At 65.4% G+C, this 13079-nt stretch carries 11 protein-coding genes; 2 read left to right on the forward strand and 9 right to left on the reverse strand.

All coding sequences use genetic code 11. The features are described from left to right. The first annotated feature begins 15 nt into the window (after positions 1 to 15). Both CEW87_RS21035 and CEW87_RS21040 read left to right on the forward strand, forming a co-directional pair. Positions 16 to 795 carry a flagellar brake protein gene (locus CEW87_RS21035; protein ID WP_108976169.1) on the forward strand — a complete coding sequence of 260 codons (780 nt, stop codon included), beginning with the start codon at positions 16 to 18 and terminating at the stop codon, positions 793 to 795. Positions 796 to 912: 117 nt separating this feature from the next. Continuing rightward, positions 913 to 1692: a flagellar brake protein gene (locus CEW87_RS21040; RefSeq protein ID WP_108976171.1), complete on the forward strand. Its 780-nt coding sequence runs from the start codon at positions 913 to 915 to the stop codon at positions 1690 to 1692. A gap of 36 nt (positions 1693 to 1728) precedes the next feature. Here the strand turns inward: CEW87_RS21040 and CEW87_RS21045 are convergent, their stop codons facing one another. From CEW87_RS21045 to CEW87_RS21085, 9 genes are all read right to left on the reverse strand, one after another. Continuing rightward, positions 1729 to 5181, reverse strand: coding sequence for a pyruvate carboxylase (locus CEW87_RS21045; RefSeq protein ID WP_108977440.1), 3453 nt, complete (start codon positions 5179 to 5181; stop codon positions 1729 to 1731). A 19-nt stretch (positions 5182 to 5200) separates the two neighbouring features. Further along, positions 5201 to 6583: an NAD(P)(+) transhydrogenase (Re/Si-specific) subunit beta gene (locus CEW87_RS21050; protein WP_108948929.1), complete on the reverse strand. Its 1383-nt coding sequence runs from the start codon at positions 6581 to 6583 to the stop codon at positions 5201 to 5203. After that, a complete protein-coding gene (locus CEW87_RS21055; protein ID WP_108948930.1) occupies positions 6580 to 6885 on the reverse strand; it encodes an NAD(P) transhydrogenase subunit alpha in 306 nt (101 codons plus the stop codon). Before CEW87_RS21055 ends, CEW87_RS21050 begins: the two co-directional genes overlap by 4 nt. A gap of 11 nt (positions 6886 to 6896) precedes the next feature. After that, positions 6897 to 8021, reverse strand: a complete 1125-nt coding sequence (locus CEW87_RS21060; protein ID WP_108976173.1) for an NAD(P) transhydrogenase subunit alpha — start codon at positions 8019 to 8021, stop codon at positions 6897 to 6899. A gap of 91 nt (positions 8022 to 8112) precedes the next feature. Continuing rightward, on the reverse strand, positions 8113 to 9102 hold the full coding sequence (locus tag CEW87_RS21065; RefSeq protein WP_108976175.1) for an Ldh family oxidoreductase: 990 nt from the start codon (positions 9100 to 9102) through the stop codon (positions 8113 to 8115). Between the two features lie 10 nt (positions 9103 to 9112). Continuing rightward, positions 9113 to 10042, reverse strand: coding sequence for a hydroxyacid dehydrogenase (locus tag CEW87_RS21070; RefSeq protein ID WP_108976177.1), 930 nt, complete (start codon positions 10040 to 10042; stop codon positions 9113 to 9115). A 48-nt stretch (positions 10043 to 10090) separates the two neighbouring features. Continuing rightward, entirely contained in the window at positions 10091 to 10555 is a 465-nt protein-coding gene (locus CEW87_RS21075; RefSeq protein WP_108976179.1) for a tripartite tricarboxylate transporter TctB family protein, read from the reverse strand. Continuing rightward, the gene (locus tag CEW87_RS21080; RefSeq protein WP_108976181.1) at positions 10542 to 12050 is read right to left on the reverse strand and encodes a tripartite tricarboxylate transporter permease; all 1509 of its coding nucleotides are present in this window, start codon (positions 12048 to 12050) and stop codon (positions 10542 to 10544) included. Before CEW87_RS21080 ends, CEW87_RS21075 begins: the two co-directional genes overlap by 14 nt. A gap of 56 nt (positions 12051 to 12106) precedes the next feature. Continuing rightward, the gene (locus CEW87_RS21085) at positions 12107 to 13066 is read right to left on the reverse strand and encodes a tripartite tricarboxylate transporter substrate binding protein (RefSeq protein ID WP_199917082.1); all 960 of its coding nucleotides are present in this window, start codon (positions 13064 to 13066) and stop codon (positions 12107 to 12109) included. Positions 13067 to 13079 lie beyond the last annotated feature (13 nt).

Genomic DNA, 13079 nt, shown 5'->3' on the forward strand with positions numbered 1-13079 from the left:
TCAGCGTCAGACCGCATGTCCACCGATAACGCACACACCCGGGTCGAGCTCGTCCGCTCAGATGAAGAAGAAAAATATCTGCTGCAGAGCCCCCGCGAAATCCGTCAGCTGCTGACCAGTCTCGTGACCGGTCGTGCGCTGGTGAGCGCACAACTGACGCCCGGCAACCAGTCCTTTCTGACCGCAGTCCTCGGACTGGCCGACGACGATACTGCCCTGCTGCTGGACGGCAGCACGGACGAATCGATCAACACCCGCATCGAACAGGCGGCACAGATCACCTGCATCACGCAGCTCCACAACATCCGCATCCAGTTTCAGGTGGAGAACGCGGCCCGCATCCAGGTCGATGGCCGGCCTGCATTCCGCGCCCTGCTGCCCGACAGCGTGCTGCGCCTGCAACGCCGCGAGTTCTACCGCCTGCAGACGCCCGTCACCCAGTCGGTGATCTGCGAACTTCCGATTGCCGGTGGCACGGGCGGCGGCATGCCGGTCGAAGTCCGGATCATCGACATCAGCAGTGGCGGCATCGCGATCGCCGTGCCGCCCTCGGACTTCGTGTTCGAACCGCACATGGAGTTTCCCGGCTGCACCCTGCGCCTGCCCGAAGCCGAGCCGATCAGCACCCGGCTGGTAGTCAGGAACCTGTTCCGGCTGGTCAATCGCAACGGAATCGAGATGCAACGCGCGGGATGCGAGTTTCTCGACCTGCCGCGCAACGCCGACAGCATTATCCAGCGCTACATTCTCAGGATCGAACGCACTCGCAACGCCCGCGAACGCGGCAATTTCTGAACGCCCCTTTCACGCAGGAAGAAACGCCGCGATCCGGTCGCTGGCGCACCAGCGCAGTGCGAGGCGTGCTATAAGAACCCGTATTCACAAAGGCGTATCACCCACATCAGACAAGGCATGTCCGAAGAGACCGAAAACCAAGCCGTCGCACCGCTGCAAAACGACTCGCTCGAGAAATACCTGCTGCACGGGAAGCGCCAGATTCGCCAACTGTTGCAGGCACTGATCGACGGGCATTCGCTCATCAGCGCGCACCTGTCACCCGGCGGCCAGTCCTTTCTGACGGCGCTGGTGACGCTCTCGGACGACGAGGAGTGGGTCTTTCTCGATGTGAGCCCCGACCGCCAGATCAACGACAGGGCGTTGCAGGCCGAGCGCATGGTGTGCGTCACACAGCTCGACAAGATCCGGATCCAGTTTTCGGTTGGCCCGCTCACCGAGATGCAGCTGGACGGTCGCCCCGCTCTTGCTGCGCGCATACCCGAGCAGATGGCCCGCGTGCAGCGGCGCGAGTTCTACCGCATGCAGGTTCCGGTGACGCACGAAGTCTCCTGCCGGCTCGGCGTAAAGGCCGACGAAACCGACCCCGAACCACTCGAAGCCCGCGTACTCGACATCAGCCCGGGCGGCACCGCCTTGCAGTTGCCGCTCGATACCGTGCACCTGCCGATCGGCAAGGTCATCGACGATTGCGTGCTCAAACTGGTCGATGGCGAAGCGCTCACGGTCCGGCTCGAGGTCAGGAACAACTCGCAGCAATCAACCCGCAGCGGCGTGCTGACGCAACGCGTCGGCTTCCGCTTCGTCGAGCTGCCACGCGCTGCCGACACCCAGATTCAGCGCTACATTTTCAAGACCGAACGCGAACGCAGCTCGCGCGAGCGCGGCGGACTCTGAGCCCGCCCGCGCTGCGCAAGCCGCCCTCGCCAGGGCTCACGAAAAGTCGAGCAGCAGATCCTTGGCCGCTACAACGGTGCCCGACGTGGTGTAGACCTGCTTCACCACCCCGTCGCGCTCGGCCTTGATCGACAACTCCATCTTCATCGCCTCCAGCGTCAGCAGCATGTCGCCCTTGCTGACATGCTGGCCGGGGCGCACGGCAACCGTTCCCACCATGCCCGGCATCGGCGCACCGACCTGGTCCGGATTGGCCGGGTCGGCCTGGGGGCGCTCGACCGCATTGAAGCCGGCAACCGGCACCTTGATCAGACGCGGCTGGCCATTGAGCTCGAAGAACAGCTTCACATGGCCATCGTCGGTGTCGCTGCGGCCGAGCAGGCGGATCACCAGCGTCTTGCCGCGGTCGATTTCGACCGAGATCTCCTCGCCCTCCACCAGACCATAGAAGAACGCAGGCGTCGGCAGCACGGAAACGTCACCGTACAGGTTGTCGTGGCGCGCAAAATCGCGGAACACCTTCGGATACATCAGCGACGAAGCGAGGTCGGTTTCCGACACCGGGCGGCCGATCTCGGTCTCGAGCGCCGCCTTTGCCTGCGCCAGATCCACATCCGGCAGGTGGTCGGCGGCACGCCCGACGACCGGCTCCAGACCGTTCAGCACCTTCTTCTGCAGGGCTTCGGGGAAGCCGTCCGGCGGGTAGCCGAGCTCACCGCGGAACAACTGCACCACCGACTCGGGAAAGGCGATGTCGCGCTTCGGATCGGTGATGTCCTCCGGGCGCAGCTCATTGGTAACCATGAACAAGGCCATATCGCCCACGACCTTGGAGGACGGGGTGACCTTGACGATGTCGCCGAACAGCAGATTCACCTCGGCATAGGCGTCTGCCACCTGCGGCCAGCGCTCCTCGATCCCCACCGCCCGCGCCTGCTCGCGCAGGTTGGTGTATTGCCCGCCCGGCATCTCGTGGCGATAGACCTCGGACGTGCCGGCACGGATGTCGGGCTCGAAGGGCGAATACTGCCGGCGCACCCCCTCCCAGTAGCGTGACAGCGACTGCAGCGCACGCAGGTCGACTTTCGGATCGCGCGCTGTCCCTTTGAGTGCAGCCACGATCGAGCCCAGGCTGGGCTGCGAAGTCAGGCCGCTCATCGAGTCGAGCGCCCCGTCCACCGCGTCCACCCCGGCCTCGACCGCAGCGAGCACGCTGGCGGCCGAGATGCCGCTGGTGTCGTGGGTGTGGAAGTGCAGCGGCAGCGCGGTCTCCTCGCGCAGCACCCGCACCAGCTCGGTGACCGCATTCGGCCGGCACACGCCGGCCATGTCCTTGATGCACAGGATGTTGGCACCGGCCTTCTCGAGTGCGCGGGCCATGTCGACGTAGTACTTCAGGTTGTACTTGCTGCGCGACGCATCAAACAGGTCGCCGGTATAGCAGATCACCGCCTCGCACAACGCTCCGGTGTCGCGCACCGCATCGATCGCGACCCGCATGTTGTCCACCCAGTTGAGCGAATCGAACACGCGGAACAGGTCGATGCCACCGACGCCATCGGGTCCGCGCGCGGCCTGCTGCACGAAGTGACGCACCACGTTGTCCGCATAGTTGGTGTAGCCAACGGCGTTCGAGCCCCGCAGCAGCATCTGGAACAGCACATTCGGTATCGCCTCGCGCAACAGCCCCAGGCGCTGCCACGGGTCTTCCTTCAGAAAGCGCATTGCGACGTCGAAGGTCGCACCACCCCAGCACTCGAGCGAGAACAGATCGGCGCCCATGCGTGCGTAATGCGGCGCCACGGCGAGCATGTCGGCGGTCCGCATGCGGGTCGCGAACAGCGACTGGTGGGCGTCGCGCATCGTGGTGTCGGTGAGCAGCACGCGCGGTTCGTCGCGCATCCACTTCGAGAAGCCCTCCGCCCCCATTTCCTTGAGGCGGTCACGACTGCCGGGCGGGATCGGCGCGCCGCGATCGCACGCCGGCAGGCGCGGGCGCGGAATCGGCAGCGGTGGCGCGGTGCGGCCCTTCATCTCCGGATTGCCATTGACGATGACCTCGCCAAGGAAATTGAGCTGTCGCGTCGCCCTGTCCTGACGCAGCGGGAAATCGAACAGTGCGGGCGTTTCGTCGATGAAACGCGTGGTGCATTCGCCCGAGGTAAACAGCGGGTGGGCGATGACGTTCTCGAGAAAGGCGAGGTTGGTCGATACGCCGCGCACCCGGAACTCGCGCAAGGCGCGATCCATGCGGGCGCTCGCCTCGTCCGGCGTATTGCCCCACACCGTCACTTTCACCAGCAGGGAGTCGTAGAACGGGGTGATGACCGCGCCGGAATAGGCGGTACCGCCGTCGAGCCGCACGCCCAGGCCCGCCGCGCTGCGGTAGGCCGTAATGCGGCCGTAGTCGGGGGTGAATCCGTTCTCGGGGTCCTCGGTGGTGACCCGGCACTGCAGCGCATGGCCGTGAAGGCGGATCGCCTCCTGGTCCGGGATCATGCTGTCTTCGTCACCGATGCGCGCGCCTTCGGTGATACGGATCTGCGCCTTGACGATATCCACGCCGGTGACCTGCTCGGTCACCGTGTGTTCGACCTGGATACGCGGATTGACCTCGATGAAGTAGAAGTCGCCGCTATCCACGTCCATCAGGAACTCGACCGTCCCGGCGTGCGAGTAACCCACTTCACGTGCGAGCTTGAGCGCCGCTTCACACAGCTCTGCCCGCCGCCACGCATCGAGATAGGGTGCGGGTGCGCGCTCCACCACCTTCTGGTTGCGGCGCTGTACCGAGCAGTCGCGCTCGAACAGATGCACCAGCTGGCCGTGGGTATCGCCAAGCACCTGCACTTCGACGTGCCGCGCACGCCGCACCAGCTTTTCGAGATAGACCTCGTCATTGCCAAAGGCGGCCGCAGCCTCGCGACGCGCCGCATCGATCGCATCGCCGAGTTCGGCCTCGGACTCGATGGCGCGCATGCCGCGACCACCGCCGCCCCAGCTCGCCTTGAGCATCAGCGGGTAGCCCACCTCTGCCGCCAGGCGACGCGAGGCCTCCAGGTCATACGGCAGCGCACCCGTCGCCGGCACCACCGGCACACCGGCACGCTGCGCCAGTTCGCGCGCAGACACCTTGTTGCCGAGCTGACGCATCACCGCCGGGCTCGGGCCGATGAAGGCAATCCCGGCCGCGGCGCAGGCCTCGGCGAAATCCGGGTTCTCGGACAGGAAGCCGTAGCCCGGATGGATTGCGTCCACCTTGGCCTCGCGCGCAATGCGGATGATGTCGGGGATGTCGAGATAGGCCTGAATCGGCTTCTTGCCCGCCCCCACCTGGTAGGCCTCGTCGGCCTTGAAACGGTGCAGGGCGAGGCGGTCTTCATGCGCATAGATGCCGACCGTGCGGATGTTCATCTCGCTCGCGGCACGGAATACTCGAATGGCGATTTCACTGCGGTTCGCGACCAGAATGCTGCGAATCTTCTTCATGTTTGGCTGCTCCATGTTGTCAGGCCTCCAGCGCCTTCACGTGCGTAATCACCTCACCGATGGCCTGCTGCGCACTGCCGTACAGCATGCGGCAGTTGTCCTTGTAGAACAACGCGTTTTCGATGCCGGAGTAGCCCGCACCCTTGCCGCGCTTGACCACGATCACGTTGTGCGCCATGTCCACGTTGAGGATGGGCATGCCGTAGATCGGGCTGCTCTTGTCGGTGCGCGCCACCGGGTTCACCACGTCGTTGGCACCGATCACCAGCGCCACATCGGCCTGCGGGAAGTCGGCATTGATCTCCTCAAGGTCGAAGATCTTGTCGTAGGGCACACCGGCCTCGGCCAGCAGCACGTTCATGTGCCCTGGCATCCGCCCCGCCACCGGGTGAATGGCAAACACCACCTCCACCCCGGCCTCTTCGAGCAGCTGCGCCATCTCCCACACCTTGTGCTGCGCCCCGGCCACCGCCATGCCGTAACCGGGCACGATGACGACCTTGCTCGCGTAACGCATCACCGACGCGGCATCGAGCGCGGAGAACTCCTTCATGGTGCCTTCGATGGCCTCGCCCTCACCCTCTGCCGCCGCGCCAGTAAGCGGGGCGAAGATGATGTTCTTGATCGGGCGGTTCATCGCCTTCGCCATCAGCTGCGTGAGCAGCGTACCCGAGGCGCCGACCACGATACCGGCCACGATCAGCGCGGGGTTGCCGAGCACGAAGCCTTCGAAGCCCACCGCCAGGCCAGTGAAGGCGTTGAGCAGCGAGATCACCACCGGCATGTCGGCGCCGCCGATCGGCATCACCAGCACCGTGCCGAGCGCGAGCGCGAGCACGAAGAAGATGAACACTTCAAAGCCGCTCGGTTGCGCCGAGTAGCTCACCGTCAGGCCCACGCCGAAGGTGGCCAGCGCGAGGAAGAAGTTGACGTTGTTCTGCGCCGGCAGCCGGATCGCCTTCTTCATGATGCCCTGCAGCTTGGCAAAGGCCACGCAGGAGCCGGAGAAGGCCACCGCACCGATGATCGCGCCCAGCGCCATCAGGGTGGAGGTGATGCCGTCGTGCGCTGCGCCGCGCACCAGTTCGACCCCGGCAATCGCCGCCGCCGCACCGCCGCCCATGCCGTTGTAGATGGCGACCATCTGCGGCATGTCGGTCATCTTCACCGTCTTGCCGCTCCACCAGGCCACGCCGCCGCCGAGCACGATCGCGGTAACGATCAGCCCAACGTTGTGCAGCCCCGGCATGAAGAAGGTGACCACCGTGGCGCCGATCATCGCGAAGCCGGCCCAGACGATGCCGCGCCGTGCGGTCACCGGCGAGCTCATGGCCTTCAGGCCGAGGATGAACACCACCGCGGCGATGAAGTACGCCATGCTGACAAACCAGTTTGAACTCATTTCGCGCCCCCTTCCTTACGCCCACCGGGCTTGAACATGGCCAGCATGCGCTCGGTCACGATGTAGCCGCCGGCGGCGTTGGCCGCGCCGAGGAACACCGCGAAGAAACCGATCACCAGTTGCACCGGGTCTTCCGGGTCGGCGTGGCCGAGGGCGACCATGGCGCCGATCAGCACCACGCCGTGCACGAAGTTCGAGCCCGACATCAGCGGCGTGTGCAGAATCACCGGCACGCGCGAGATGACTTCGTAGCCGGCAAACGCGGCCAGCATGAAAATGTAGAGTGCGGCAAAGCCTTCCATGATGTCTCTCCTTACAGACCGAGGATCTGCTTCACGCCCGCGTGGCGCACTTCGCCCGCGTGGGTGAGACAGCATCCGGCCATGACTTCGTCTTCCCAGTCGAGCGCGAGCGCGCCGTCCTTGATGAAGGGCGAAATGAAGTTGAACAGGTTCTTGGCGTACATCTCCGAGGCATGCACCGGCATGCGGCTGGTGATGTGGGTGGGACCGATCACGAGCACGTCGTTGATCCACACCTTCTCGCCCGCGACCGTGCCTTCGACGTTGCCGCCGCTCTCGGCGGCCATGTCGACGACCACCGCACCGGCTTTCATCTTCGCGATCATGTCCGCGCTGATGATGCGCGGGGCTTTCCGGCCCGGGATCGCCGCGGTGGTGATCAGCGCATCGCACTGCGCCACGGCCTTGGCCAGGCGTTCGGTCTGCTTGGCTTTCTCTTCGTCGGTGAGTTCGCGCGCATAGCCGCCCGTGCCCGCTGCGGCCACGCCGGTGTCGACGAACTTGGCGCCGAGCGATTCGATCTGCTCACGGGTTTCGGGGCGTACGTCGTAGGCCTCGACCATGGCGCCGATCCGGCGCGCGGTGGCAATCGCCTGCAGCCCGGCCACGCCGGCACCGATCACCAGCACCTTGGCCGGGCGGATGGTGCCTGCGGCGTAGGTGAGCATGGGGAAGAACTTGGGCGAGTGGTCCGCGGCAATCAGCGCGCACTCGTAGCCGGCCACTGCGGCCTGGCTGGAGAGCGCGTCCATGCTCTGCGAGCGCGAGATGCGCGGCAGCAGTTCGAGCGCAAAGGCGGTGATCTGCTTCTCCTGCAGCAGCTTCACCCGCTCGGCGTCCGCCCACGGCTGCAGCATGCCCAGCAGCACGCTGCCCGGCTTCATCGCCGCGATCGACTCCGGCGTCGGCGGTTGCACGCACAGCACCACCTCGGCTTCGCCGAACACCGACTGCGCGTCATCGACCACGCTGATCTCGGCAAAGGCATCGTCTCGATAATGCGCCGGCACACCTGCGCCGGTCTGCATCATCACATGGGCACCGAGGCCCTGATATTTCTTGACCACATCCGGCACGACCGGAATGCGGCGTTCGCCGGGATGAGTCTCAGCCGGCACACCAATCTTCAACGACATGACTCCTCCCTGCCAGGCCCTGCCCGGCATCTCAACAACACAATCGGGTATTCAAGGCCCGCGCGGACAGAAGGCCCGCGCGGGGAAAAACTCAGACCAGCTGTGCGAGCAGTGCGTCGGCGACTTCCACGCCTTCGCTCATGGCCTTGAGCGCAATGCCGCGACGACGATCGCCCGGCACACGCACGCCCTCATCGACGAGCATGGCCGTCAGCAGGGTCTCGACGCGCTCCAGATAGGTGTCCGTGCCGGCCAGCGCGCCCGGATCGATCACCAGGAAAGCCTGGCCGATGCGCGGACGATTGCCCTCCTCGACGAAGAAGGAGTCGGCCTCGAAGCCGAAGGCCGCGCCGGTCAGGGAGCAGCACAGCAGTTCCACCATCATCGCCAGCATCGCCCCCTTCACCCCGCCCGCCGGGCACATCATGCCCTCGAGCCCGGCTTTCGGATCGGTGGTGGGCTCGCCGTTCCTGTCCAGCGCCCAGCCGGTCGGGATCGACTTGCCGTCGCGTGCAGCCACCATCAGCTTTCCGCGCGCAACTTCGGACAAGGCGAGGTCGATCGTGATCGGCTCACCGTCGCGCCGCGGAAACACCGCAGCAACCGGATTGGTGCCGAACAGGGCGCGCTTGCCGCCCCAGGCCGGCATCGCCGCCGGTGAGTTGCCGAAGGCAAGTCCCACCATGCCGGCGGCAGCCGCGGCCTCGAGGTGCAGTGCGGCCACCCCGAAATGGTGGCTGCGGGTGATACCGGCAAAGGCCACGCCGCACTTGCGGGCGCGCTCGATCGCCTCCTTGATCGCCAGATCGCAGGCCGGGAAAGCCAGCCCCTCTTCGGCGTCGATCAGGCAGGCGGCGGCACGCTCACTCACCACCTTCGGCTTTGCATCGCCATTGACGCGGCCATTGCGCAGATGGGCCGCGTACTGCGACACCCGCGCCAGCCCATGCGAAGCCAGCCCCTGCGCTTCGGCCGCCACCAGCGACCTCGCGGTGGACGCCGCCATGTCGGGCCCCGCACCTGCGCGCATCAGCGCAGCCGCAGTCAGTTCGAGCAGATGATCAATCGTGTGTCTGGCCATGTGCGGCTCCTCAGTCTGCAAGAAAACGGATGACGCGCTCTGCGATCAGGCTGCTCACACGCTCGTTGGATTCAAACGTCACCCCGCCGATGTGCGGCGTGAGGATCAGGTTGGGGACACCCACCAGCGCCGACCCTGCGGGCAGCGGTTCGGCCTCGAACACGTCCAGCGCCGCGCCGCCAAGGTGCCCGCTGCGAAGTGCCGCAGCCAGCGCCGCCTCGTCGACAATGCCGCCGCGTGCGGTGTTGATCAGCACGGCACCCGCCTTCATCGACTGGATGCAGGCTGCGCCGAACAGGCCGCGGGTGCCGTCGGTCAGCGGTACGTGCAGGCTGACGACATCGGCCGTGCTCACCAGCGCATCGAGCGCCAGCGGGGTCACACCCGACTCCGCCCACACCGGCGCATCGTTCGCGATCATCGGGTCATGCGCCACCACCTGCATGCCGAGGCCACGGGCCAGACGGGCCGTGAGCTGGCCAATGCCGCCGAAGCCGACCAGGCCGAGGGTCTTGCCTGCGGTCTCGCGCCCATTCGACATGCGGGTACGCGGCCATTCGCCGGCAGCCACCTCGCTGCTCGACAGATAGCTGCCGCGCAGCAGCACCATCGCCGTGCCAATGACGTACTCGGCCACGGCAAGTGCATTGGCGCCGGTGGCCGGGATCACTTCAACCGCTGCGGCCTTGCACCGCACCACATCGATGTTGTCCAGTCCCACACCAAGACGACCTACCACTTTCAGTGCCGGCGCTGCTGCCAGCATGTCGGCGTTGACCTGGGTGCGGTTGCGCACGATCAGGCCATCCGCCTGCGCCAGCGCCGCGAGCAGGGCTGCCGGCTGGTCCACCAGCTTGGGGTCATACAGCACATCGAAACGGGCGCGCAGCGCATCCACCGCACTTTCATCCATGAACTCGGAGATCACGACCTTTGTCATTTTTTTCCTCTATCTCTTGCTGGGGTTGAGCGTATGAAGCGGCACAGATCAGATCAGGATGCCGGGGGGCAACGGCACCTTCAGGGCAAAGCGGAACAGCAGGAACAGGCCCACGACCATCGAGCACCCGGCGCCGCAGTAGATCATCGTCATGCGCGGGGTCCAGCGATCGAAGTTGGCGATCAGCAGCCCGAGCACATAGCCGATCAGGCTGGTGGTGAGAAAGCCGAGCGGCTCGAGCAGCAGCGCCCAGCCCAGCATGACGCCGAACAGCGCCAGCCTGCGCATGCCTGAACCTTCGAGCCGCGCCGGACTCACCCCCGGCTTGCGCAGGGCAAGCACTACGTAGCAGGCACCGAGCACCATCATCAGCACCGCCACCGAGCGCGGAAACACCGCACCCAGGGTGTCGAAGTCACGCGCCGCACGCAGCACCATCACCCCGATCGCGATCGCAATCACCGACGCGATCACGCCGGACACGTCGCGCACTTTCACCTCATGCGTACTCATGCTTGATCTCCTTCTTGCCAAAGCGACGGGTCAGCAGCGGATACATCAGACCGATCAGGATGAACACGATGATGCCGATCGAGATCGGGCGCCCGAAGAACTCCGCCAGCGCACTGCCCTTGGCCGATCCGATCAGATAGCCCTGCACGAATCCACCTTCGGCGATGCTGCCGAGGATGAGCCCGAGCACGATGGGCGACGCGGAGAAGCCCCAGCTCGCCATCACCCAGGCAAAGCCGCCAAGCAGCACCATCTGCAGCACTTCGTGTGCGTTGTTATGCACGGCATAGCTGCCGAGAATGGTGAGGAAGGCGACCGAAGGGGCAAGCAGCGCCTTCGGAATGCCCACCAGCGACTTGAAGGCATAGCGGCCGACCAGCAGACCGACCGGCAGCATCAGCACGGTGGCGATGAACAGGCCGTAGATGAAGGTGTAGACGATCTCGCTTTGCTCGCCGAACAGCTGCGGCCCTACGCGCACGCCCTGCACCAGCAGCGCGCCGAGGATCACCGCATCCGGCGGCGTGCCCGGAATCCCGAGCACCAGGGTGGGGATGAAGCCGCCACCGACGGTCGCGTTGTTGGACGACTCGGTTGCCAGCAGACCATCGGGCTCGCCGGTGCCGAATTTCTCCGGCTGCTTGGCCACACGGCGTGCCTCGGAGTAGGCAATCAGCGAGGCGATCGAACCGCCCGCGCCAGGCAGGATGCCAACGATGGTACCGATCACCGAACTGCGCATGATGTTGAAACGCGATTTCCAGCACTGGCGCATGCCCTCGCCCAGGCGGTAGCTCGACACCCGGCTGCCGAGCCGCATGTGCGGATCGGGCGAAGCCACGAGTTCAAGCAGCACGGGCACGCAGTACAGGCCGATCAGCGCGGAGACGATGTCGATGCCACCGAGCAGGGCCTGCGAGTCGCCGGTAAAGCGCACATCACCACCGACCTCGGCGACGCCGATCATCGACAGCAACAGGCCGATGCAGCCACCGATCAGGGACTTGATCAGGCTGCCTTCGCTGAGCGACGCAATCAGGGTGAGACCGAAGATGGCGAGCCAGAAGTACTCGACCGGACCGAAGCTCAGTGCGACCGAGGCCAGCGGCGGTGCGAGCAGCAGCAGGAAGGCTGCGCCCACCAGTCCGCCGAATACCGAAGCCAGACAGGCCAGCGTGAGCGCAAGATCGCCATCGCCGCGCTTGGCCATCGGATAGCCGTCGAAGGTGGTGGCGATCGAAGACGGCGTGCCCGGCGTCTTCAGCAGGATGGCCGAATAGGCACCGCCGTAGATGGCACCGGTATAGATGGCGCCAAGCGCGATCAGCGCGACACCCGGCTCCATGCCGAAGGTGAAGGGGACCAGCACCGCAACCGCCATGGTTGCGGTCAGCCCTGGCATTGCACCGATGAGGATGCCTGCCAGCACGCCGGCGAAGGCGATCAGCAGACTCATCGGGCTCAGGGCATGAAGGAGATACTCGATTCCAGGCATGCGAACTCCTCAGACAGACGAACACGCGCAGCCCTTGCGGGCTGCGCCTTGGAAGATCACTGCATCTTGATGCCAAGATCCTTGGCAGCTTCCGCGTATTCCTTGCTCATCTTGTCCATGAAGTCTTTCATCTGCTCGGGGCCGACATCGACGACGGTGAACCCGTTGTCCAGCATCTTCTCGACGAAGACCGGATCCTTGTTGATCTGACCGATCAGGCTGGCAACCTGCTTCTGCACCGCAGCCGGCGTATTCGAAGGCACGGCGAGTCCGCGATAGACGCCACCGACCATGTCGATGCCCAGCTCGCGGAAGGTCGGACAATCCGGCATGCGCGGATGCCGTGTTTCCATGGCCACCGCGAGGCAGCGCACCTGGTCGCCCAGTTGCAGCTTCACCGTGGTGTAGCCCCAGGAGGCCGCGACCTGCTTGCCCAGCAGTGCGGTGTTGACCGCACCTGTGCCCTTGAACGGGATATAGGTGGTCTTGACGCCGGCGAGCTTGTCCAGGCGCGCCTTCGCCAGCTCGTTACCGGAGTTGGTTCCGGTGCCGCCGACGATCACCCCGCCCGGCGCCTTGCGCGCAGCAGCGAGATAGTCCGCCAGGGTCTTGTAGGGGCTGTCCGCAGTCACCAGCAGCGCATCGGGCGTGTAGTGAAACCAGTACACGTTGGTCATTTCCGCGGTGCGGTAGCCTACGTCCTTTTCCATCGGCTGCAGGACGATGTGCGGGAGGTTCGTCCCCATCATCGTGTAGCCGTCAGCAGTCATGCTGTTCAGTTGCGCCCACGCTGCAGCGCCGCCCGCACCGGCCTTGTACTGAATGGCCACCGACTGCCCGCCATGCTTCTTGAACAGCGGCTCCTGCAGGCGTGCGGCGATGTCCGACTCACCCCCCGGACCAAAGGGGATGATGTAGTTGATGGTCTGCTCCGGGTAGGCCGCAGCGGCCCCCAGGGAAATGCTGCACAGGCTGGCGACGGTCATGCGGGTAATGGCGCTTTGAAGCTTTCTCATTATGTGTCTCCTC

This window comes from Parazoarcus communis, from assembly GCF_003111665.1.
Lineage (GTDB): Bacteria > Pseudomonadota > Gammaproteobacteria > Burkholderiales > Rhodocyclaceae > Parazoarcus > Parazoarcus communis_B.